Here is a 23678-nt window from a genome sequence, read left to right on the forward strand (position 1 = left end):
CCGCCCCGACGAGCCACGCCACCGGCGACACCGTGCGCGACCGTCGCAACTGCTTGACAGGTTGCGGTCACTGATGCAGCGTCATCAGTCCGAAACACGTCCGGAACCAGGGGTTCAGCAGCCGCGGGCGCACGATCGAGTCTGTTAACGCTCACTCTTCTCGCCGAACCGGCTGCGGGCCCCGATCCCGTGCGACGGACCGCTCCCCGAGGACCCCGCCGCGGTGCCCCACAGCACCGCGAACTCCTCTGGGGCGTCCGGTGATTCCCACCCACTGCCAACGGCCCACCTGCCCGCGGAGGAACCCGCCATGCTGCGCCCCCACAGCTTCAAGGCCCGCCTGAGAAACCGCCTGCTCGCCGTGCTCCTCGCGGTCGGCGCCGCCCTCGGCGTCGGCCTGCCCGCCGCCGCCCCGGCCGCCGCCGCCTCGCTGATCCCGATCACGGGATTCGGCACCAACCCGACCAACCTGCAGATGTCCCTCTACGTGCCGAGCAGCGCCAAGGCCAACCCGCCGATCCTGCTGGCCCTGCACGGCTGCCAGGGCTCCGGGCCCTACCTCTACTCCAGCACCGACTTCGCCTCGCTGGCCGACCGCTACGGGTTCCTCGTCATCTACCCCTCGACCAGCCCCAACGGCAGCTGCTGGGACGTCTCCTCCGACCAGGCCCTGACCCGCAACGGCGGCAGCGACCCGGTCGGGCTGATGTCGATGATCACGTACACCGAGCAGCACTACGGCGGGAACCCCAACGCGGTGTACGTCACCGGCGAGTCCTCGGGCGGCATGATGACCAACGTCATGCTCGCCGACTACCCGGACGTGTTCAAGGCGGGCGCGGCCTTCATGGGCGTGCCCTACCACTGCTTCTACACGGGCTCGGTGCGCGGCTGGAACGGGCCGTGCGCGGGCGGTCAGGTGTCGATGACCCCGCAGCAGTGGGGCGACCTGGTGCGCAACGCCGACCCCGGCTACACCGGCCCGCGCCCGCGGATGCAGCTGTGGCACGGCACCGCGGACACCACCCTGAACTTCAACAACCTGGCGGAGGAGGCCAAGCAGTGGACCAACGTGCTCGGCGTCGGCCAGACCCCCTCCTCGACCGACACCCCGGTCGCCAACTGGAACCGGGCCCGGTACGCCAACAGCTCCGGCACCGTCCAGGTCGAGACCTACGGCATCGTCGGCGCCGGCCACCAACTGCCGGTCCAGGGCACGCCGATGGCCGCCTACGCGATCCACTTCATGGGCCTGGACGGCGGCGGCACCCCCACCCCCGGCGGCACCGGGCCGCTGCACGCGGTGGGTGCGGGCAAGTGCCTGGACGACCCCGGCTCTACCACCACCCCCGGCACCCAGCAGCAGACCTACAGCTGCTCCGGCGCGGCCAACCAGACCTGGACGCACACCTCCTCCCAGCAGCTGACGCTCACCCTCGGCGGCGCCACCCTGTGCCTGGACGCCAACGGCCGCGGCACCACCAACGGCACCAAGGCGATCGTCTGGTCCTGCAACGGCCAGACCAACCAGCAGTGGAACCTCAACTCCGACGGCACCGTCACCAACGCGCTGTCCGGCCTCTGCCTCGACGTGACGGCGGCCTCCACCGCCGACGGCGCACCGGTCGAGCTCTGGTCGTGCAACGGCGGCAGCAACCAGCGGTGGACCCTCGGCTAGCCGGACCCCGCCCGTACCCACCCCCGATCGAGAGGCCCGACACCCATGTCAAGGGGACTACGCAGCGCCAGCCTGGCCGGTTCGCTGGCCGGGGCGCTCGGACTCACGCTGGCGTTGCTGCCGGCACCGCCCGCCTCGGCCACCGGCCAGCTGGTGCAGAAGTGGCTGACCACCTCGGACCTGAGCCAGCACCTGACCCAGCAGAGCAACCTCGCCTTCACCGCCTCCTCCGCACCCGGCACCATCAGCGTCGACGACGGCCAGACGTTCCAGAGCATGGTCGGCTTCGGCGCCGCGATGACGGACACCTCCGCCTGGCTGATCTCCGACCGGCTGAGCGGCACCGCCCACACCAACCTGATGAACGCCCTCTTCAGCCCGGGCCAGGGCATCGGCATGAGCTGGGTCCGGGTGCCGATGGGCTCCTCCGACTTCTCCGCCACCGCCCAGCCGTACTCCTACGACGACGGCCTCTCCCCCTCCACCGGCACCACGGTCGGGGTGGGCTCCGGCCGCTGCCTGGACGACACCGGGAACCCGGCGAACGGCACCCAGGTCTACATCTGGGACTGCACGGGCGGCAACGCCAACCAGCAGTTCGCCTACACCGCGGCGCAGCAGCTGCAGATCGCCGGCAAGTGCCTGGACGCCAGCGGCCAGGGCACGGCCAACGGCACCAAGGTGATCCTCTGGACCTGCAACGGCCAGCCGAACCAGCAGTGGAAGCTCTCCGTCAACGGCACCGTCACCGGCGTGCAGTCCGGCCTCTGCCTGGACGTCACGGGGGCGGCCACCGGCAACGGCTCGCCGGCCCAGCTCTGGGGCTGCAGCGGCCAGTCGAACCAGCAGTGGACCCGCCCGGACCCCGCGCTCTCGACCTTCTCTATCGGCCACGACCTGGACTACATCGTGCCGGACCTGAAGGAGGCGCTCGCGCTCAACCCGGGGCTGAAGCTGATGGCGAACCCGTGGAGCCCGCCGGGCTGGATGAAGGCCAACGGGCAGATGAACAACACCAACCACGCGGGCACGCTGCTCCCCGCCGCCTACGGACCGCTGGCCCAGTACTTCGTGAAGTTCCTCCAGGGCTACGCCGCCCAGGGCGTGCCGATCTACGCGATCACCCCGCAGAACGAACCGGCCTACGCCACCGCCTACCCGGGGTTGGAGCTCAGCGAGCCGCAGGAGGCCGCCTTCATCGCCGACAACCTCGGGCCCGCGCTGGCCCAGGCGAACCTCTCCCCCGCGCTGCTCGGCACCGACTTCAACACCAACGTGCTCGGCGACTTCGCGGAGCCGCTGATGCGGGACGCCGGCGCCGCCAAGTACCTGTCCGGCACGGCCTGGCACTGCTACGCGGGCGGTCTGGACTCGATCGGCACCATGCAGGCCGCGTTCCCGGGCAAGGACAACTACGAGACCGAGTGCTCCGACGGCATCGACCCGCAGAACGCGATCGAGACCTTCATCCAGAGCACCCGCAACTGGGCGCGGTCCGCCACCATGTGGAACATCGCCGAGGACCGGAACAACGGCCCGGTGATCCCCGGCGGCTGCAACGCCTGCACCCCGCTCGTCACCATCGACCAGAGCACCGGGAACGTGACCTACGACGCCGGCTACTACTCCGTCGGCCACTTCAGCAAGTTCGTGCACCCCGGCGCCAAGCGGATCGCCTCCACCACCACCGCGAACCTGGACGACGTGGCGTTCCGCAACCCCGACGGCTCCCTGGTGCTGATCGTCGACAACACCTCCGGCTCGGCCCAGTCGTTCAGCACCAGCTGGGGCGGACAGCAGATCGCCGACTCACTGCCCGCCCACGGCATCGCCACCTACACCTGGCAGCCGGCCTGACTCGGCGTCACCAACCGCTCGACTAAGGAAGACCGCATGAAACGCCGACCCCTGTTCAGCTCCCTGCTGGCCCCGATGGTGCTCATCGTGGCCCTGATCGGCCTGGTCCCGGGGACCAGCACCGCCGCCTCCGCCGCCCCGCGCAGCACCGCCGCCGGCACCGCCGGCTGCGGCAGCGCGCCCGCGCTGGCGAGCGGCACCCACACCATCACCAGCAGCGGCCAGAGCCGCACCTACATCCTGCGGGTGCCCGCCAACTACGACCAGACCCATCCCTACCGGTTGGTCTTCGGCTTCCACTGGCGGGGCGGCACCGCCGCCGACGTGGACTCCGGCGGCACCGACGGCTACAACTGGTCCTTCTACGGCCTGCGCCGGCTGGCCGACAACGACAACAACAGCACCGTCTTCGTCGCGCCCCAGGGCTTCGACAACGGCTGGGCCAACACCAACGGCCAGGACGTCACCTTCGTCGACGACATGCTCAAGCAGCTCGAGTCCGGCCTGTGCATCGACCAGACCCAGGTCTTCTCCGCCGGTTTCAGCTACGGCGCCAGCATGTCCTACGCGCTCGCCTGCGCCCGGCCGGCCGTCTTCCGGGCCGTCGCGGTCTACTCCGGGGCCAACCTCAGCGGCTGCGACGGCGGCACCCAGCCGGTCGCCTACATGGGCCTGCACGGCCTGCGGGACAACGTCCTGCCGATCGACCTGGGCCGTGGCCTGCGTGACCAGTTCGTCAGGAACAACGGCTGCACCCCGCAGAATCCGCCGGAGCCCGCGCCCGGCAGCCTGACCCACATCGTCACCACCTACTCCGGGTGCAAGGCCGGGTACCCGGTGGAATGGGCCGCCTTCGACGGCGCGGGCCACGACCCGGGCCCGATCGACGGGTGCACCTGCGACGGCTGGCACACCTGGACCTCGGGCGAAGTCTGGAAGTTCTTCAGCCAGTTCGCCTCCAGCACTCCCCCGCCGCCGCCCGGCGGCAACCAGGAGATCGTCGGCCAGGCCTCCGGCCGCTGCGTGGACATCAACGACGCCAGCAGGACCAACGGCACCCAGGCCCAGCTGTGGGACTGCAACGGCGGCTCCAACCAGCGCTGGACCGCCACCGCGAGCAAGCAGCTGATGGTCTACGGCTCCAAGTGCCTGGACGCCTCGGGCCAGGGCACCGCCAACGGCACCGCGGTGGTGATCTGGGACTGCAACGGGCAGGCCAACCAGCAGTGGAACGTCAACGCCAACGGCACGATCACCGGTGCGCAGTCGGGCCTCTGCCTCGACGCCACCGGCAACGGCACCGCGAACGGCACCAAGCTGCAGCTCTGGGCCTGTTCGGGCTCGGGCAACCAGTCCTGGAGCCTGCGCAGTTGAGCCGGAGGGGGCGGCGGGTGGGGCACCCCGCCACCCCCTCCTCCACCCGCCGGCGGCCCGGGACGGAGGTCAGGCTCCGCTCCCGGGCCCCGGTGCGTCGAAGGGTCTGCGAGTCGGCCTCGCCGCCCGGCGCGTCCCCCACTGGGGTGCGGCGCTGCCGATCGCGTGGTCGGCAGCCGAGAGCGGAGGATGTGTAGGACTCATCGGAGTTCTGCTGGCGGGCGTCCCCGCATCCGGCGGTGGTGGCGGAGGCATCCCGGCGGAACGCGAGGCGTCTGAGGCTGACCTACCGTCAGGAAGCCTCACCGGCGCGGCCCGGGCCGGTACCGGCCTGGAAGAGCCGGCGCTGGATCTCCTTGCGGTAGTCCTCGAGCGAGTTCTCGATGTGGACCGCGGCCGCCCGTGCCGCGGCCTCCGCGTCGCCGTCGCGGATCGCCCGGTGGATCGCGGCGTGCTCCTCCACCGCCTGCCGCGCATGGCCGCCGAGCTCGCCCGCCAGGCCGATCGCACTGGACTGCCGCTGCAGGCGCCGGGCCTCCTGGATCGCGGCGGCCATGAAGAAGTTGTGCGAGGCGGCGGCCACCGAGCGGTGGAACTCGTCGTCGCCCCGGGTGAACAGCTCGGTGTCGCCGGTCTCGCACCCCTGCCGGCAGAGCTCGACGGCCTCGCCGATGGCACGCAGCTCCGCGGGCGTGGCCCGGGCGGCGGCCAGCCGGCTGGACTCCACCTCCTGGGCCCGGCGGAACTCGAAGAGCATGTAGACGTGTTCGATGTCGGTGGGCAGGAAGAACGGGCCGCCGGAGCCGCCGAGCATCCCGGGGTCGTCGGCCACGAAGAGCCCGCGGCCCTTGAACGCCCGGACCCGGCCGAGCGCGGAGAGCATCTTGACCGCCTCGCGCACCACCGTGCGGCTGGTGCCGACGAGTTCGGCGAGTTCGTGCTCGGTGGGCATCCGGTCCCCCGGCGCCAGGCCGGCCGCCGCGATCAGCTCCAGGATCCGCTCGGCCGCCGTCTCGTAGCCCGGCCGGTAGGCACCGGCGGCCTTGGCTGCCGGCGGCCGGGCGCCGTCGGACCGGGCCGCGCCGGGCGTCGTCTCCGTCACCGATGACCCCCCAATTCCGCCTCCTCGCCCGCAAGTCAAGAGTACGACTTCGCGAGGCGCGAGCCTGCTCGCTTTGGCGCGGACAGTAGCACAGGAGCCCAGCTGAGCCCCCGTGCCCGGCGGCGGCACGCCCTCGGCGGAGCCCGGCCGGGCCGACCCTGCGGGCCAAATAAGCATGCCTATCCTCTTGACACCCTTCTCCCCGGGGCCCGATAAATACGATCTAAGACACGGTATGGGCGCGTTCCTGAGCGCCTCCACTCGGACTCCGCCGGGCCAGCGGACGGCTCGGCGGTGGCTCCACCGCCCTCCCCAGGGCAGACCGGACCCCTACCGACAAGGCAGTTGACGATGACGTCTCACCCCCACCAGCGGACCGGCCTGCGCCGGTCCGCGATGGCCGCAGTCACGGGCGCGCTCCTGCTCGCCGCGGCTGTCGCCACCCCCACCCCGGCGAACGCCGCCACGTCCAGCACCCTGTACGTCTCCCCCACCGGTTCCGGCACGGCCTGCAGCGCGGCCGCGCCCTGTTCCCTGACCCAGGCGCAGACCGCCGTCGAGGCGGTCAACGGCTCGATGACCGGCGACATCGCCGTGCAACTCGCGGGCGGCACCTACCGCCTGACCTCGCCGCTGAAGTTCACCAGCGCCGACTCGGGCAGCAACGGACACACCGTCAGCTGGCAGGCGGCCCCCGGCCAGTCCCCGGTGATCTCCGGCGGCCGGCAGCTGACCGGCTGGACCCTGCACGACTCGGCCAACAACATCTACGCCGTCCCGGTGCCCACCGGCACCGACTCGCGGCAGCTGTACATCGACGGCGCTCCGGCGCCGCGCGCGGCGCTCTCCATCGCCCGCAGCGATGTCGCCTTCACCAGCACCGGTCTGACCATCCAGAATTCGAACCTGAACTGGATCGCCAACCTGCCGCAGCAGAACCGGATCGAGCTGGAGGCCCAGAACTCCTTCACCGACCGCTTCAGCCCGGTGCAGAGCATCAGCGGCAGCAACGTCACCATGCAGGAGCCGGCCTGGCAGAACAACGGCTGGGGCTACGACACCATGGAGAGCCCGTTCGCGGGCGGGGGGCTCCAGCTGGAGAACTCCTACGCCTTCCTGAACACGCCCGGGCAGTGGTACCTCGACCCGCAGGCCGGCCAGCTCTACTACAAGGCGCCGGCCGGCTGGAACCCCACCGCCCACGACATCGAACTGCCGGTGGCCACCTCGCTGCTGAGCATCAGCGGCAGCTACGGCACGCCGGTCCGCAACCTGGCGTTCCAGGGCATCGGCTTCCGCCACACCACCTGGCTGGGCCCGAGCAGCAACCTCGGCTACGCCGACCAGCAGGCCGGCACCTTCCTCAACCAGACCTACTCCAACGAGCCCTCGAACTTCCAGTCCGCCTGCAACTCCGGCTGCCAGGCCTTCGAGTCCACCCGCAACAGCTGGGGCCAGATCCCCGCGGCGGTCCAGGTCTCGGCGGCGAGCGGGATCAGCTTCAGCGGCGACTCCTTCACCGACCTCGGGCAGGTCGGCCTGGGCATCGGCCAGGACGCCGACGCCGTCGCCTCCGGGACCGGCCTGGGCGCCTCCAACGTGACCGTCAACGGCAACACCTTCACCAACGACGCCGGCGGCGGCGTGGTGGTCGGCGGCGTCCAGCCCGACGCCCACCACCCGTCCAACCCGGCGATGACCAACCAGAACATCACGATCAGCAACAACTCGGTGACCAGCGTCGCGCAGGACTACAAGGACATGCCCGGCATCCTGTCCACCTACGTCACGCACGCCGTGATCACCCACAACGAGGTGGCGAACCTCGCCTACGACGGCATCGACGTCGGCTGGGGCTGGGGCATCAACGACCAGGGCGGCAGCCAGGACTACGTCAACCGCGGCACCTACGCCTACCAGCAGGTCTACAGCACCCCGACCACGCTGCGGAACACCATCGTCACCTACAACAGAATCCACGGCACCAAGAAGGTCTTCCACGACGGCGGCAGCCTCTACAACCTGTCCGCCAACCCGAACAGCGCCTTCGACGACAACTACATCTACGACAACGCCCACACCGTCGGCCTCTACCTGGACGAGGGCTCGCGCTCCGTCACGCTGGCCGGCAACGTCCTCCAGGACAGCGGGGTCTGGGCCTTCACCAACGCCGACGCCAACAACAACACCAGCGACAGCACCTTCGCCGGCAACTGGTACAACGCCGGCGCCGTCAACGTGGCCACCGGCTCCCCGCACAACAACGTGCTGACCGGCAACACCCAGGTCAGCGGCACCAACTGGCCGGCCGGCGCCCAGGAGGTGATCGCCCAGTCCGGCGTCAGCACCGGCACCACGGGCACCGCCGCGATCCACGCGGTCGGCTCCGGCCGGTGCATGGACGACCCCAACTCGGCCACCACGCCGGGCACCCAGCAGGAGATCTGGGACTGCAACGGCCAGCCGAACCAGAGCTGGACGCACGACTCGGCCAACCAGCTGACCCTGTTCGGCGGCAGCAGCCAGCTCTGCCTGGACGCCTCCCAGAAGGGCACCACCAACGGCACGGCCGTCATCCTCTGGACCTGCAACGGCGGCACCAACCAGCAGTGGGGCGTCAACCCCGACGGCACCATCACCAGCCTGCTCTCCGGGCTGTGCCTGGACGTGACCGGCGCCGGCTCCGCCAACGGCACCAAGCTCCAGCTCTGGACCTGCAACGGCCAGCCGAACCAGCAGTGGAACCTCGGCTGAGGCCGGCCCTGGACACCTGATCGGCCGGAGCGGCCGTCAATGACCGGATGCCGAAATGTTTCGAAAGTCGATCATGCTAGTGGATCGCAACTTTCGCGACCTTTTCGGAAACAGGTCATTGACGGCCGCTCCGCGCCGAGCGGATACTTCTCCAGCGTTCGAACCGCCCGCGAGGACCACACCCACCTGCAGCGCGGCGGCGGCAAGATGCGGGCCGTGGTCCAGGCGGGCCTGGTGCAGACGCTGAACCTCAGCGACGCCGGCGCCGTGAAGGGCTGACCGCCGTGGAGCGCTGAGACAACCGCGGCCCGCCCCACGCCGACCCACCGAGAGGAACACCGCCTTGCCCCGCGCCCACATCGAGCTCGACCGACGGGCCGTCATCGGCCCCGTCCGGCGGCGCACCTTCGGCTCGTTCGTCGAGCACCTCGGCCGCTGCGTGTACACCGGGCTGTACGAGCCGGACCACCCGACCGCCAACCCGGACGGGTTCCGCATGGACGTCGTCGAGCTCGTCCGGGAGCTCGGCAGCACGACCGTCCGCTACCCCGGCGGGAACTTCGTCTCCGGCTTCCGCTGGGAGGACTCGGTCGGCCCGCGCGCGAGCCGACCGGTGCGGCGCGACCTCTCCTGGCACTCGCTGGAGTCCAACCAGGTCGGCCTGGACGAGTTCGCCAAGTGGCTCAAGCTCACCGATTCCGAGCTGATGCTGGCGGTCAACGTCGCCACCCGCGGCATCCTGCCCGCCTTGGACCTGCTCGAGTACGCCAACCACCCGTCCGGCACCGCCCTGTCCGACCTGCGCATCGCCAACGGCACGCCGGAGCCGCACGACGTGCGGATGTGGTGCCTGGGCAACGAGATGGACGGGCCGTGGCAGACCGGCTTCATGACGGCCGAGGACTACGGCAAGCTCGCCGCCCGCACCGCCGCGGCGATGAAGGCCGCCGACAAGGACCTCGAACTCGTCGTCTGCGGCTCCTCCGGCTCCGGCATGCCGACCTTCGGCGACTGGGAGCGCACGGTGCTCGAGCACAGCTACGACCACGTGGACTACGTCTCCTGCCACGCCTACTACCAGGTGCACGACGGCGATCTCGGCTCCTTCCTCGCCTCCGCGACCGACATGGACTACTTCATCGACACCGTGCTCGCGACCGCCGACCACGTGGGGCACAAGAAGCGCTCCAGCAAGAAGATCAACATCTCCTTCGACGAGTGGAACGTCTGGTACCTCAAAGAGCACCAGGAGTCCGAGGAGGTCAACGAGGAGTGGCGCCACGCCCCTCGGCAGCTCGAGGACCAGTACACGGTGGCGGACGCCGTCGTGGTCGGCAACCTGCTGATGACGCTCCTGAAGCGCAGCGACCGGGTCACCTCGGCCTCGCTCGCCCAGCTCGTCAACGTGATCGCGCCGATCATGACCGAGCCCGGCGGCCCGGCCTGGCGGCAGACCACCTTCTACCCGTTCTCGATCACCAGCCGGCTGGCCTCCGGCGAGGTGATCCGGCCCGTGATCGACGCACCGGCGTACCTGACGGCGCGTCACGGCGAGGCCTCCGTCATCGACGCGGTCGCGACCGCCGACGAGGACCGGGCCGCGGTCTTCCTGGTCAACCGCGACCTGTCGGAGCCGGCCCGGGTCACCATCGACGTCCGGAGCCTGGCCCTCTCGCGCATCGTCGAGGCGGTCACGCTCGCCGACTCCGACCCGTACGCGAGGAACACGCTCGCCCAGCAGCTCCGGGTGACCCCGGCCGCGAACACCAGCGCCGCCCTCGCCGACGGCGTCCTCAGCATCGAGCTGCCGCCGGTGTCGTGGACGGCGATCAGCTTGGGCCGCGGCTGAGCGACGGCACCGAGCACCTCCCTGAAAGGACCCCCGTGCGGACGTACGACAACCCCGTGATCCCCGGCTTCCATCCGGACCCCAGCGTGTGCCGGGTCGGCGACGACTACTACCTGGTGTGCTCCAGCTTCGAGTACTTCCCCGGGCTGCCGATCTTCCACAGCCGGGACCTGGTGCACTGGGAGCAGATCGGCAACGTACTCGACCGCCCCGAACAGCTGCCGCTGCCGCTGCCCGGCGCCACCGCCTCCCGCGGCCTCTACGCGCCGACGATCCGTCACCACGACGGCCGGTTCTGGGTGATCAACACCAACGTCAGCGACGGCGGCAACTACCTCGTGACCGCGGAGCGGCCCGAGGGCCCCTGGTCGGACCCGGTCTGGCTGGACCTCCCCGGGATCGACCCGGACCTGGCCTGGGAGGAGGACGGCACCTGCTGGTGCGCCTTCACCGTCCCCGGCATCCAGCTCGCCCGGATCGACCCGGTCAAGGGCGAGGTGCTGGAGGGGCCGTTCCCCACCTGGTCGGGCACCGGCCTCACCTGGCCCGAGGCCCCGCACCTGTACCGGATCGGCGACTGGTGGTACCTGCTGATCGCCGAGGGCGGCACCGAGCGCGGCCACTCCGTCTCCATCGCCCGCGCCCGCTCCCCGCGCGGCCCGTGGGAGGGCGCTCCCGCCAACCCCGTGCTCTCCCACGGCGGCACCGACCGGCCGGTCCAGAGCACCGGCCACGGCGACCTGGTGACGGCACCCGACGGCTCCTGGTGGATGCTGCTGCTCGGCACCCGGCCCCGCGGCTTCTCGCCCAACTTCCACGTGCTCGGCCGGGAGACCTTCCTCACCCCCGTGGCCTGGGACGAGGACGGCTGGCCCGTCGTCACCCCCGTGGCGGAGCACCACCCCGCGCCCGGCGGCGCCTGGCACCCCCTGCCCGCACCGCCCGCCCGCGACGACTTCGACGCACCCGTGCTGGCGCCGCACTGGATCTCCCCCTACGCCCGCCCCGAGGGCTCCTGGTCGCTGGCCGAGAACCCCGGCCGGCTCACCCTCACCGCCACCGGCCCCACCCTCGACCGCCCCGGCCACACCTTCGTCGGCCGCCGCCAGCAGCACCACGACTGCCGGATCTCGGCCCGGCTCGACCCGGGCACCGGACGCGGCGGCCTGAGCGTGCGCCTGGACGAGGCGCACCACTACGACCTGGAGGCCGGCGCGGGCGAGGTCCTGGTCATCGCCCGGATCGGCCCGCTGCGCCAGGTCATGGCCCGCCGCCCGGTGCCGCCGGGCCCGCTCACCCTGACGCTGACCGTCCGCACCGCCGACCTGGTGCCCCCGTCCCCCGAGCTGGCCGGCACCGACCTCCTCGGCCCGGACACCATCGCCTGCTGGCTCGGCGACCCCGACACCCCGGGCGCCGAGCCGCTCGCCGAGCTGGACGGGCGCTACCTCTCCACCGAGGTGGCCGCCGGCTTCACCGGGCGCGTCATCGGCATGTACGCCACCGAGGGCAGCGTCGCCTTCGACTGGTTCGACTACCTCCCGGCCTCCTAGGGTCTGTCCTCACCCGTAAGCCGGGCCCGGGCGGTGTCCGCGCCGGGGGCGCCCAGTTCGGTGAAGCGCTCCAGTGCCTCCTGCCAGTGGACCCGGGCCCGGTCCGGGTCCTTCAGCAGGAACCGGGCGTCGCCCATGCCGAGGCAGGCGTCCGCGGCGGTCAGCCGGTCGCCGATCTCGCCGGCGAGCCGCAGCGACTCCCGGTGGTGGTCCAGCGCCACCGCCGGCCGCTCGGGCCGCTCGCAGACGCCCAGGGCGTTGAGGGTGGTGCACTCGTTGCCCTTGAGGCCGGTCTCGCGGGCGATGGCGAGCGACAGGTGCAGGTCCCGCAGGGCCGACTCGCGGTCGCCCAGCCGGGTGTGCAGCCGGCCGAGGGCGCAGAGCGCGCGGGACTCGTTCTCCCGGTCCCCGAGTTCGCGGGCCAGCGCGAGGCACTGCTCGGCCCGGGGCAGGCCCTCGGTGTACTGGCCCAGCGTCTCGTAGGTCGCGGCCAGGTTGTTCAGCGCGATCATCTGGCTGGCCCGGTCGCCCGCCTCGCTGAACGCGGCCAGCGCCCGCTTGTGGTGGTCCACGGCCTCCGGCAGCCGGCCCATGATCGAGTAGGTGGCGCCGAGGTTGGTCAGCACCCGGGCCTCGCTGGCGCGGTCGCCGACCGCCTGGAACACCTCCAGGGCCAGCAGGAAGCCGTCGGCCGCCTCCGCGTAGTCGCTCAACTGCCAGTGCGCGCCCGCCAGGTTGGTGAGGGCGCGGGCGTGCGCGGTGCGGTCCGGCAGGGTGGCGGTGGCCCGGACGGCGGCCTCGTGCAGGGTCCGGGCCTCCGTGTGGTGGTCCTGGGTGTTCATGAACCGGAACAGGATGGTGGACAGGTCGCCGCTGTGCGCGGGCCACCCCGCGGCCGCCGCCTCGGTGCCGCAGGCCACCAGGTTGGCGAGCTCCTCCGCCAGCCAGCGCTGCGCCTGCTCCGCGCCGGCGAAGCGGACCAGTGGCACGGCCGGCGCCGTGACCTGCGGGCGGCGGTGGCGCTCGTGCGGATAGAGCGCGTCCATCGCGGCCGAGGCGCCGTACCGGGCGTGGTCGAGCAGCCGGCCGAGCGCGGCCCGGCGCGCCTCCTCCGGCTCCTCGGCCTCGACGGCCTGGCGCGCGTGCCGGCGCAGCAGGTCGTGGAAGGTGAACCGGCCGGCCCGCTGCTCGATCAGCAGGTGGTGGTCGAGCAGGTCCTCCAGCAGGCTCTCGACGGTCTCCGGGTCCTCGTCGACCAGCGCGGCCGCGTCCGCCACCGTGAAGTCCTGGCCCGGGTGCAGGGCGGCCAGCCGGAAGACTCGGCGCTGCTCGGCGTTGAGCGCCTGGTAGGAGACGGCGAACGCCGCACCGAGGCTGCGGTCCTCCACCGACAGGGTCAGCAGCCGGTGCTCGTCGCGCAGCCGCTCCAGCAGGTGGGCGGGCGTCCAGGCGGCCCGGTGCGCCAGGCGGGAGGCGGTGATCCGGACGGCCAGCGGCAGCCGGCCGCAGAGCGCGAGGATCTCCTCGACCTCCGCGGTGTGCCCGGCCAGCCGCTCCGGCCCGACGATCCGGGTGAACAGCGCCGAGGCCTCCGCCGCGCTGAGCACGTCCAGCGAGAGGCTGGAGGAGCCGGCCAGCGCGGCCAGCCGCCGCCGGGAGGTGATCAGCACCAGGCTGCCCGGGCTGTGCGGGATCAGCGGACGCACCTGGGCGGTGTCGGCGGCGTTGTCCAGCAGCACCAGCAGCCGGCGCTCCGCCACCGCGCTGCGCCACAGCCGGGCGAGCTCCTCCCGGTCGGTGGGCAGCCCGTCCTCGCCGACGCCCACCGCCCGCAGCAGCAGGGCGAGCGCGGCGGCCGGGTCGAGCGCGGGCTGGCCGGGCGTGAAGCCGTGCAGGTCGACGAAGACCTGCCCGTCGGGGTAGCGGTCCGCCAGCGCGTGGCCCGCCTGGACGGCGAGCGTGGTCTTCCCGACGCCCGCCATCCCGTCGATCGCCGAGATCACGATCGCCTCGGCCGCCCCCGCCCCGCGCTCCGCGGCCAGCGCGAGGAGCCGGTCCAGCTCCGACCGGCGGCCGGTGAAGTCGGGCACCGCGTACGGCAGCATCCGCGGCGCGGGCACGTCCTGCTGACGGCCCGTCAGCTGCTCGGCCGGCTGCGCCCGCTCCTCGCCCCGCTCCTCGCCCCGCGCCGCCGCGACCAGCCGCTCGCGGTCGGCGGCGGTCAGGGCCAGGGCCTCGGCGAGCCGCGAGACGGAGGAGATCCGGGGCCGGCGCCGCCCCGCCTCCAGCACACTGATCGCGTGCGCCGACATGCCCGAGCGCTCCGCCAGCTCCTCCTGCGTCCACGCCCTGTTCCGCCGCAACTCCCGCAGCAGTTCACCGAATCGCACACAATCTCCCTGAACGTCACACGGTGCGGCCGCCGGTCCGCCGGACGGTGAGCGGGCGGGCGGGCGGCCCCGGAGCGCTGCGCCCCGGAACGCCAGGCGAACGCCAAGTCGACGCCATGGAGCAGCGGCCCGCGCTCGCCCAGGATGTTGCTCGCCAACGTAGCTCGTCACCGCCACCCGGCACCACGGGGGAGCCGGGCGGAAACAGGGGAGGAACCTCGTGGAGCGGGCACGCACGCCCGGCGCCCGCCGCCCCTGACGGACGGGCACGGCGGACCGCCCGCCCCACGGGCGGTCCCACGGTGCGGGGGCCGTTGACCCCGCCGGTCGACCGGGTGCGCCACGGGGGGCGTACCCGTCCGGCCGGCGGGGAGGCGGGGCCCGGACGGGCCGATGGCCAGGGCAGGCCCCGCTCCCGGTGCAGCGGCGACCGGGCGATCATCTGGACCAGCCCCGCCGCGCGAACTGCCGGGGACGTAAGGCCGAGCCCCCCGGCCCCCGGCCCCGGTCCGCGCCTGCGCTCGGCCGGCCCTAGGCGACGTGGCGCGGCCGCACCGCCGGCGCGTCCCCGGAGGCCGTCGCACTGCCGAGCAGCCGCAGCGCGGCCTCCGACGGTGAGCCCGGCTCGGCGGTGTAGGCGATCAGATGCTGGCCCCCGGCGCCGGGGATGAGCAGGTTCTCGAAGCTGAGCTCCATCGCGCCGACCAGCGGGTGCCGCAACCGCTTCACCCCCGAGGTGCAGGCGCGAACCGGGTGCCGGGCCCACAGCGAGGCGAACTCGTCGCAGTTCATGGTGAGTTGACCGATCAACTCGGCCAGCGAGCGGTCGTCGGGGTGCCGGCCGGCGACCAGCCGCAGCGAGGCCACGGCGAGCTGCGCCTGGTCGTGCCAGTCGGTGTAGAGCCGGCGGTACTGCTCGTCCAGGAACAGCATCCGGGTCATGTTGGGCCGCGCGGCGGGGGTGTCGGGGCTGTCCACCGCCAGGTGTCCGGCGAGCAGCGCGTGGCCCAGCGGGTTCCAGGCGAGGACGTCGTTGCGCCGGTCCAGGACCAGGGCCGGGACCTCGGTCATCGCGCCGAGCAGCTGCCGGGCCGAGGCGCTGGCGTGCACCACCCGGGCGGAGGCGGGGCGGGTGGGCGCGACGGCCGGACGGGCGAGGTCCTTCAGGTAGGCCGTCTCCTCCTCGTTCAGCCGCAGGGTGCGGGCGATCGCCTCCAGCAGCCCGTCGGAGGCGTTGCTGGCACGGCCCTGCTCGAGCCTGGTGTAGTGCGTGATGCTGACGTTGGCGAGCGTGGCCAGCTCCTCGCGGCGCAGCCCGCTGACGCGCCGTCGAGTCGGATGCGCGCTGATCCCGAAGTCCGCCGGGCGCAGCGCGGCGCGGCGCGACTTGAGGAAGTCGCCAAGCTCGGACGGGGCGTCCATTCAGGCCTCCAGGTCGATGGAGTGCGTCACTCCGGGTACGGCGATCACCGGCTCACCATGATGCCCCGCCGCTTCCGGCGGCCGGAAGCGCTGAGGGTGGTGCTGCGGTGACCACCCTCCCGCCGGCTGGGCAGAGCAGGGTGCTGGCTGGTCCCGCGGGTGTCCAAGAGGCTTCTCCCGACCGTGCGACGCGACCGCGCCGCACGTCAGGAACCTTGAGGGAAGAGGTGCTCGACGTCATGTCTGTCACTGAGACGGAGGCGGCCGACGCGGCCGGCTCAGCGGTCGCCGAGGCGCCGTCGGCGCTCACCGGGCGGCTCCGGCTGGTACTGGTCATGCTGCTCGCCACGCAGTTCATGCTGGCCGTGGACTTCGCCATTCTGAACGTGGCACTGCCGGTGATCGGCAAGGGCCTCGGCTTCTCACTGGCCCACCTGCAGTGGATCGGTACCTCGTTCGCGCTGTGCGCGGCCGGCTTCACCCTGCTGTTCGGCCGGGTCGCGGACCTGTTCGGCCGCCGCCGGCTGTTCCTGGGCGGGCTGGTGGTCCTGGGCGGCGCCTCGATGCTGGGCGGCCTGGCGCAGAACCCGGAGATGCTGATCACCGCCCGCGTGCTGCAGGGCCTGGCCACGGCGGCGGTGACCCCGGCCGCGCTGTCGCTGATGACCACCTCGTTCCCGGAGGGCCCGCTGCGCCAGAAGGCGCTCGGCCTCAACGGTGCGCTGATGTCCAGCGGTTTCACCACCGGCGCCATCCTGGGCGGTGTGCTGACCGACCTGCTGTCCTGGCGGTGGGCGTTCTTCATCAACGTGCCGGTCGCCCTCGCCGTGCTGGTGATCGCCCCGACGGTGATCAAGGAGTCCCGGGTCGACGACCGCCCGAAGCTGGACCTGCCCGGCGCCCTGACCGTCACGCTCGGCCTGCTGGCCGTCATCTTCGGGCTGACCCAGGCCGGTGAGAAGGGCTGGGGCTCGGCGGGCACCCTGCTGCCGCTGGCGGCGGGCGTGCTGCTGCTGGTGCTGTTCCGGGCGATCGAGCGCAGGGTCTCCGCGCCGCTGGTGCCGCTGGGCGTGCTCGGCAGGCGGTCGGTGGCCTGGGGCAACGTCGCGGGCCTGATCGCCTTCCTCACCGAGTGCTCGCTGGTCTTCCCGCTGACCCTCTACCTGCAGGACGTGCTCGGCTTCTCCCCGCTGGCGGCCGGCCTCTCCTTCGGCGTGCTCGGCCTGGGCACGGTCACCGGCGGCGTCACCGCGCCGAGGGTGATCGGGAAGCTCGGCAGCAAGCAGACGCTGATCGTGGGCGGTGTCCTGCAGGCCGTGTTCACCTTCGCGATGATGGGCATCGGCGACGACCGCGCGTGGCTGTGGCTGATGCTGGGCGCCAGCTTCCTGGGCGGCATCGGCAACATGCTGGTCATCGTCGGCTTCATGGTCACCGCCACCTCGGGTCTGGCCGACCACGAGCAGGGCCTGGCCACCGGCCTCGCCACCATGACCCAGCAGGTCGGCATCACGATGGGCACCCCGATCATGAGCGCGGTGGTCACCGCCGCCGGCGCCGGGGCCGCGTCCATCCTCGGCGGCCTGCGGGTGGCGATCGGAGTGAACGCCGGGATCGTCGTCCTGGGCCTGCTCACCAGCGCGATCTTCCTGCGCAGCGACCGGACGCCCGCGTCATCTCGTGTACTGAGCCGGTGGTAGCAGGTGACGGCTGCGGCGATACTGGCGAAGGCCGAACTGCCACTCCCTGGAGACCCGATGACGAACCCCCTGCCCCGCTGCGCGCCCTCCGAGCGGAACATCGACGCCCGCGGCGTGGTCGCCTTCCTCGACGCGATCGACGGCGTGGGCGGGATCGAGCCGCACGGCATCGTGCTGCTGCGGCACGGGTACGTCGTCGCGGAGGGCTGGTGGGCGCCGTACGCCGCCGACCGGGTGCAGCTGCTCTACTCGCTGAGTAAGAGCTTCACCTCCACGGCGGCCGGATTCGCCTGCGCCGAAGGGCTGTTGGACCTGGATGCCCCGGTCGTCTCGTACTTCCCGGAGCTGGACGCCGAGGTCACCGACCCGCGCAGCCGGGCGATCCTGGTCCGGCACATCGCCGCCATGGCGGCGGGGCACACCTCCGAACAGTGGGACCGCGCGCTCGCCGCCGACCGGGAGGAGCCCGTGCGCGGCTTCCTGCTCGACCCGCCGGGCGCCACCCCCGGAGTCACCTTCGCCTACAGCCAGTCGACCACGTACACGCTGGCGGCGATCGTCCAGCGCGTCACCGGCCGGACGCTGGTCGAGTACCTGCGGCCGCGGCTGCTCGACCCGCTGGGGATCGACCAGGCGCTGTGGCAGGAGCACCCGAAGGGCCGCAACATCGGCTTCTCAGGACTGTACGCCACGACGGAGGCAGTGGCCCGGCTGGGCCAGCTGTACCTGCGGGGCGGCGTCTGGGAGGGGCGGCGACTGCTCCCTGCCGAGTGGGTCGCGCAGGCCACCCGGGCGCAGGTGGACAACAGCGCCACGGGCGCGCCGCCGGACTGGAGCCAGGGCTACGGCTTCCAGTTCTGGATGGCCCGCCACGGCTACCGGGGGGACGGCGCCTACGGGCAGTTCTGCGTCGTGCTGCCGGAGCAGGACGCCGTGCTCGCCCTCACCGCGGAGGCCGAGGACATGCAGGCCGTGCTCGACGCGGCCTGGACGCACCTGCTTCCGGCCTTCGGGGGAAGGGGTTCGGCCGCGGCGGACCAGGAGCTGGCGCGCCGCCTGACCGGGCTTCAACTGCAGTTCGTCCCAGGGCAGGAGTGCGAGGTACCGAACGGCGCCTTCACGGCGGCGCGGTCGGCGATCCCGGGCCTGGAGCGGATCGCCCTGGCCCCGGGCGAGCTGACCCTGTACGAGAAGGACGGCACGGTGACCGCGCTCCCCCTCGTCCCGGGCTCGTGGCCGGTCTCCGGCCACCTGGCCGCCCGAGCCGCGCGGGTGGACGAGGACACCGTCACCGTGCACCTCCAGTTCGTCGAGACTCCGCACAAGCTCCGCATCCAGTGCGACCTCCGTGCGAAGACCTTCCAGGCCGTCTGGCACACGGTTCCCCTCGGCGCCAGGGACCTCTCGCTCGCCGCGCTGCGCGCCCCACGCGGCTGAGCAGTCACTCCGTCGCTCAGCCGCTCACCGACGTGGCGGGCGTCGCGAGCCTGACGCAGGCGGCCACCAGGAGCATGGCCGCCACGACGACGGCCATGCCCCAGGCGAGGCCCGAGCGGTCGGCCACGAAGCCGATCACGGGGGGACCGGCCAGGAGGCCGATGGTTCCGAACGAGGCCACCAGTGAGAGGGCGGCCGGTCCGGTGCGGGCGGCGGCCACGTAGATGCAGGGCGTGACCGCCGCCATGCCCGCCCCCACACAGGCGAAGCCGCTCAGCGCCGGTCCGAGGCCGCTGGTCAGCAGCGCTCCGGTGAGGCCCGCCGCGGCCGCGGTCGTGCCGGCCAGCACCACGCGCCGGTCACCCCAGCGTCGGCGCAGGGTGTCGACGAGGAACCGGACGGCCAGCATCGTGCCGGAGAAGGCCGCGATTCCCAGCGGCGTGAGGTCCGCCGGAGCGCCGGCCACGTCCTTCAGGTAGAGCGCCGACCAGTCGTTCATCGCCCCCTCGGTGAGTTCGGCGAAGGCCATGGCGAGGGTGAGGAGCACCGTGACCGCGGCGGGGAGCTGCCAGGCCGCCCGCTCGCGTCCGCGGTCGCCGGGTACGGGTGCGGCGACGTCCTCGAGGCGCGCCCCCGTCAGCGAGAGGGCGAGGAGCAGTACGAGGATCGCCCCGCCGATCGCGAAGTGGACCGGCAGCGACCCGCCGGCCGCCGTCACCGCGGAGGTCAGCAGCGCCGCGCAGAGGAGGCCGGCGCTGAAGACGGCGTGCAGCCTGGCCATGACGGCGCGCCGGTGCTCGGCCTCGAGGCGGGCGCCCTGCGCGTTCATCGCGACGTTGAGGCAGGCGATGGCGACGCCGTCGACGGCGAGCACGAGCAGGGCCACCGGGAACGTCCGCGCTGCCGCCAGCGCGGCCAGCACGGCCAGCAGGACGACCGCCGACGTGCTGCCGAGGCGGCGCGGGCCCCACCGTTCCATCAGCGCGGTCACCAGCGGGAACGACAGGGCGGCGCCGATTCCCGGGGCGAGCAGGAGGAGACCGAGCTCGCCCTTGCCGAGACCGAGCCGGCCCTGCAGGGCCGGCACCTGAGAGACCCAGGTGCCGTACTGGAAACCGAGGAAGCAGAACAGTGCGGCGATCGCCAGCTGCGAGCGCAGGACGGACGGAGCGGAGCGGGTCATGTGCGTGCGACGCCTTTGCTCAGAGAGGCCGGGACAGGTATGCCGCTCCGGGGCCGTAGCCGGCCGGCAGCATGATCTCGGGGTGCCGGACGAAGCCCTGTGCCGCCCAGAAGCCGGCGGCGTCCCCGACGGCGACCAGCGACACCGTGTCGTAGGCCTGCCTGCGCGCCTCGGCCAGCAGGTGGCCCACCAGCCGCCGGCCCTTCCCGCGCCGGCGGTGGGCGGCTGCGACGACGAGGTCGTGCAGGTGCAGGTTGGTGGAGACGAAGGGCGCTGCCTCGCTCCGGGCCGGATCCGGGAAGCGGAACCGGGGGTACGGCAGGGCGAGGAGGTAGCCGGCGATCTCCGCTCCGTCCGCGAGGACGAAGGAGGTGCGGGGGCCGGCCCGGCTCACCAGTACCTCCGGTGCCTCCGAGAGGCCGCTCGCCGCGTACGTCGCGGCCTCGAGCGCCACGATGGCGGGCCAGTCCTCCTCGGTGACGGGCCGTGGCACGAGGGTCATCGGCTGCCCGCCTCGTCCAGCACCGCTCCGTACAGGGCGCGGTGGGGCAGTGGCGGGAACCCGTTGAACCCGCTGGTCAGGTAGCTGACCGAGTAGGCGCCGGCGGCGAGGATCCAGACGGGGTCGCCGGACTGGACGGCGGCGGGCACCGGCACCGGGTGCTCCGCCGCGTAGGCGTCGTCGCTGTCGCAGGTCGGCCCGGCGATGACGGCCGGTACCGTCGGGCCGCCGGGGTGGGTGGGGAAGACCAGCGGGTACTGCACCTGGTCCATCTCGTACAGCCCGTTGAACCGGCCGCAGCTGAGGTACAGCCAGCGCTGGGGGCGCCCGTCGTGCTGCCGGCGCTCGGTCAGGCGCACGACCCGGGCCCGGATCGCGCCGTGGTCGGCGACCAGGTGCCGGCCCGGCTCGAGGACGATCCGCAGCGGACGGGCGGACGTGCGGCGCAGCCGCCGGATGCCCTCGCGGATCTCCGCGAAGATGCGGTCCATTCCCGGGCGGAGCGGGTTCCCCTGCCGGTCGTGGTAGCCGAGGGCGGGCAGGCCTCCGCCGAGGTTGACGTGGTCGGGGTGGATGCCGTGCAGCCGCAGGGCGCCGACCGCGGCGGTGAGGGTGCTGAAGGCGGACCGCCACGCGGCCGGGTCCATCTGCTGGGATCCCACGTGCAGGGACAGCCCGGCCGGCGTCAGTCCGTGGGCCCGGGCCGTCTCCAGAACAGTCACCGCGTCCCGCACGCTGCACCCGTGCTTGCGGCTCAGCGGCCAGAGGGCGCCCTCGCCGGTGGTGACCAGGCGGCAGAAGACCCTGGCGCCGGGGGCGTGCGCCGCGATCGCCCGCACGTCGGGGACGCTGTCGGTGGCGAACTCGCGTATGCCCATGAGGTGGGCGGCCGCGATGTCCTGGTCGGACTTGACGGTGTTGCCGTAGTGGACCAGGTGGGCGGGCCCGCCCGCCCGCAGCGCCTGTGCGATCTCGTGGGGGCTGGCGGCGTCGAATCCCGTACCGCCGCGGGCCAGGACGGCCAGGACCTCGTCGACCGGGCAGGCCTTCACGGCGAAGCGCACCTGCGTGGCCGGCAGTTCCCGGGCCAGCCGGGCGAGTCCCCGGTCGATGGCGGCGAGATCGAAGAGGATCTCGTCGTCGGTGGCTGCCGTCAGCGCGGCTCGAAGCTCGGTGCTGATCAGCATCGGTGGGCGCCTCGCCGGGCCAGCGGGGACGGCCCCGCCGCCTTGGCCGCGGCCATCAGCGGTGCCCATGCGTCGATCAGCAGGGCGAACTCCGCCATGTCCTGTGCGGCCTCGGCCAGCAGCTGGTCGCGGAGCGGCCCGAGGCGCTCGGCGAAGACCGCGTAGCGGCCGCCCAGGGTCCGGTAGGCCCGTTCGAGCCGGTCGAGCCGGCGGATGTTGGGGGCCCGGTCGAGGCCGGTGCTCTCCCGGACGATGGCGGCCACGCGGTCGGCGCGGATCCGGTACCCGGGGCCGAGCAGGCGGTGCCCCTCCTCCTGCAGGCGCCGGTAGATCACATGGAGGTAGAGCATCGACAGGAAGAACTTGGTCAGCCGCAGGTGGTAGGGGTGGAACGCCGCATCCGTCTTGCGTTCGGGGGTGTGCCGGTTGATCACGTGCCGGTTGTGCAGCACGCCCGGGAGGCGGCTGTCCGGCACCAGGTGGATGAGGAAGTAGTCGCTGCCGATGGTCTCGGCCATCGGCGGTAACGGGACCTCCTCGTGGACCCGGTGGTAGCTGATGTTGCCCATGTCGACCCGCATCGGGGGGACGAGGCAGAGCACCGAGTGGTCCCGGACGAACGCCTCACCGCCGGCTCCGGTGAACGACTCCGCGACGAGCTCGCGCTTCTCCTCCTCCGAAGTGCCCTCGGCGGCCCAGAGACTGACGATGTCGTGGTAGGCCTGCGGGTTCGAGCGCTTGACCTCCTCGATGTCGACCGACATCTCCCCGAGGTAGGAGGCGCCGGCGGTCACCACGGGCTTGTCCAGGTCGAGCGGATCGAGATCCACCTCGCTGACGTACGCCGCGACCTCGGCGGCCGGCCTCCCCAGCGCGGTCAGCTCGTGGTGCACCGGGAACAGCGGGTCGCCATCGTGCGTCTGGAACTCGATGTCCGAGTCGCGCCGGTGCACCGAGTCGCAGCCCAGCGCGGCCGCGATCAGGAAAGCACGGTTGGTGCACGCGCCGTAGGAGACGGCCGCGGGCAGCATGAGATCCATGATCAGCTCCGGCCGGGGGCAGTCGGAGCGGGCGATCACCTCGGACAGGAAGCGGTGCTGCGCCTCCTCGTCGAGGTGCAGCACCGTGAGGTTCGCCGTGGCGGGGAGGGCGCCGACGGCGGCGGCGTGCCGGGTGAAGGTGGCAGGCTCGGTGGAGTCGAGGATCAGGTATACGACTTCGACGCCGAACCGGTCGATGGCGTAGGCCGCCTCGGCCGCCACGGCGGCGATGGTGGCGGCGCATTCGCGGTGGGTGGGCAGGGCCAGGCAGATCTTGCGTAGGCCGGACGCGGTCATCGCTCCTCTTCCGTTGGCTGGCGTGACGGAGGACCGGCTTGAACTCGAGGGAGACTGCCGGCGATCCGGGGCCGGAGGGCCACGGCCACGGGTACGGGCAGGGCCGGAATGCGGGCTTTCTGCGCCAGCCGCATGGCAGTTCACACCTCGGGAATCTCGGGCGCCGAAGCCGGTCGCACCCGGGACGGACTCGCCGGTTCCGCCCCGGCAGGGCAGTGCCTCATGCCCGCGGGAGCACGGCTTCGGATCGGGGTCTGCACGAATGGTTCGGGCCTTGCGATCTCTCCGGCCACGATTAGAACAAACCGATCATTGCGAGTCAATCGTCGAAAGTTTCGTTCTTACTCACTAGC

Annotated in this window: 15 protein-coding genes; 8 read left to right on the top strand and 7 right to left on the bottom strand. The window is 72.5% G+C overall.

Annotated elements, in window-relative coordinates; translation table 11 throughout:
- Positions 1-310 precede the first annotated feature (310 nt).
- From ACFYNO_RS26160 to ACFYNO_RS26170, 3 genes are all read left to right on the top strand, one after another.
- Complete coding sequence (locus ACFYNO_RS26160) at positions 311-1678, top strand: PHB depolymerase family esterase (RefSeq protein WP_388017216.1); 1368 nt, start codon at positions 311-313, stop codon at positions 1676-1678.
- A 45-nt stretch (positions 1679-1723) separates the two neighbouring features.
- The gene (locus tag ACFYNO_RS26165) at positions 1724-3535 is read left to right on the top strand and encodes a ricin-type beta-trefoil lectin domain protein (RefSeq protein ID WP_388017219.1); all 1812 of its coding nucleotides are present in this window, start codon (positions 1724-1726) and stop codon (positions 3533-3535) included.
- A 75-nt stretch (positions 3536-3610) separates the two neighbouring features.
- The gene (locus ACFYNO_RS26170; RefSeq protein ID WP_388017312.1) at positions 3611-4909 is read left to right on the top strand and encodes an RICIN domain-containing protein; all 1299 of its coding nucleotides are present in this window, start codon (positions 3611-3613) and stop codon (positions 4907-4909) included.
- Between the two features lie 292 nt (positions 4910-5201).
- Here the strand turns inward: ACFYNO_RS26170 and ACFYNO_RS26175 are convergent, their stop codons facing one another.
- Complete coding sequence (locus tag ACFYNO_RS26175) at positions 5202-6011, bottom strand: FadR/GntR family transcriptional regulator (RefSeq protein WP_388017222.1); 810 nt, start codon at positions 6009-6011, stop codon at positions 5202-5204.
- 351 nt (positions 6012-6362) lie between these two features.
- On the opposite strand from ACFYNO_RS26175, the gene ACFYNO_RS26180 reads away from it, so the two are divergent.
- From ACFYNO_RS26180 to ACFYNO_RS26190, 3 genes are all read left to right on the top strand, one after another.
- The gene (locus ACFYNO_RS26180) at positions 6363-8765 is read left to right on the top strand and encodes an RICIN domain-containing protein (RefSeq protein WP_388017225.1); all 2403 of its coding nucleotides are present in this window, start codon (positions 6363-6365) and stop codon (positions 8763-8765) included.
- A 343-nt stretch (positions 8766-9108) separates the two neighbouring features.
- Complete coding sequence (locus tag ACFYNO_RS26185; RefSeq protein ID WP_388017229.1) at positions 9109-10614, top strand: alpha-N-arabinofuranosidase; 1506 nt, start codon at positions 9109-9111, stop codon at positions 10612-10614.
- A gap of 35 nt (positions 10615-10649) precedes the next feature.
- The gene (locus ACFYNO_RS26190) at positions 10650-12167 is read left to right on the top strand and encodes a glycoside hydrolase family 43 protein (protein ID WP_388017232.1); all 1518 of its coding nucleotides are present in this window, start codon (positions 10650-10652) and stop codon (positions 12165-12167) included.
- Here ACFYNO_RS26190 and ACFYNO_RS26195 read toward each other — a convergent pair.
- Together ACFYNO_RS26195 and ACFYNO_RS26200 are read right to left on the bottom strand one after the other, a co-directional pair.
- Entirely contained in the window at positions 12164-14557 is a 2394-nt protein-coding gene (locus ACFYNO_RS26195) for an ATP-binding protein (RefSeq protein ID WP_388017234.1), read from the bottom strand. The two genes, ACFYNO_RS26190 and ACFYNO_RS26195, sit on opposite strands and share 4 nt — an antisense overlap.
- A 531-nt stretch (positions 14558-15088) precedes the next feature.
- Positions 15089-15979, bottom strand: a complete 891-nt coding sequence (locus ACFYNO_RS26200; RefSeq protein ID WP_388017236.1) for a helix-turn-helix transcriptional regulator — start codon at positions 15977-15979, stop codon at positions 15089-15091.
- 239 nt (positions 15980-16218) lie between these two features.
- On the opposite strand from ACFYNO_RS26200, the gene ACFYNO_RS26205 reads away from it, so the two are divergent.
- A complete protein-coding gene (locus tag ACFYNO_RS26205; protein ID WP_388017238.1) occupies positions 16219-17679 on the top strand; it encodes an MFS transporter in 1461 nt (486 codons plus the stop codon).
- Positions 17680-17736: 57 nt separating this feature from the next.
- Positions 17737-19116: a serine hydrolase domain-containing protein gene (locus ACFYNO_RS26210; protein WP_388017240.1), complete on the top strand. Its 1380-nt coding sequence runs from the start codon at positions 17737-17739 to the stop codon at positions 19114-19116.
- Between the two features lie 16 nt (positions 19117-19132).
- Here ACFYNO_RS26210 and ACFYNO_RS26215 read toward each other — a convergent pair whose 3' ends face one another.
- The 4 genes from ACFYNO_RS26215 to ACFYNO_RS26230 are packed head-to-tail and all read right to left on the bottom strand — an operon-like array spanning position 19133 to position 23325.
- The gene (locus tag ACFYNO_RS26215; RefSeq protein ID WP_388017243.1) at positions 19133-20299 is read right to left on the bottom strand and encodes an MFS transporter; all 1167 of its coding nucleotides are present in this window, start codon (positions 20297-20299) and stop codon (positions 19133-19135) included.
- A 19-nt stretch (positions 20300-20318) separates the two neighbouring features.
- Positions 20319-20801 (bottom strand): GNAT family N-acetyltransferase, encoded by a 483-nt coding sequence (locus ACFYNO_RS26220; protein WP_388017246.1) that lies wholly within the window; start codon positions 20799-20801, stop codon positions 20319-20321.
- On the bottom strand, positions 20798-21988 hold the full coding sequence (locus tag ACFYNO_RS26225) for a type III PLP-dependent enzyme (protein ID WP_388017249.1): 1191 nt from the start codon (positions 21986-21988) through the stop codon (positions 20798-20800). The genes ACFYNO_RS26220 and ACFYNO_RS26225 overlap by 4 nt, the downstream gene beginning before the upstream one ends.
- On the bottom strand, positions 21982-23325 hold the full coding sequence (locus ACFYNO_RS26230) for a DUF6271 family protein (protein ID WP_388017252.1): 1344 nt from the start codon (positions 23323-23325) through the stop codon (positions 21982-21984). Before ACFYNO_RS26230 ends, ACFYNO_RS26225 begins: the two co-directional genes overlap by 7 nt.
- Between the last annotated feature and the right edge of the window lie 353 nt (positions 23326-23678).

It is taken from the genome of Kitasatospora sp. NPDC006697 (genome assembly GCF_042869935.1).
Lineage (GTDB): Bacteria > Actinomycetota > Actinomycetes > Streptomycetales > Streptomycetaceae > Kitasatospora.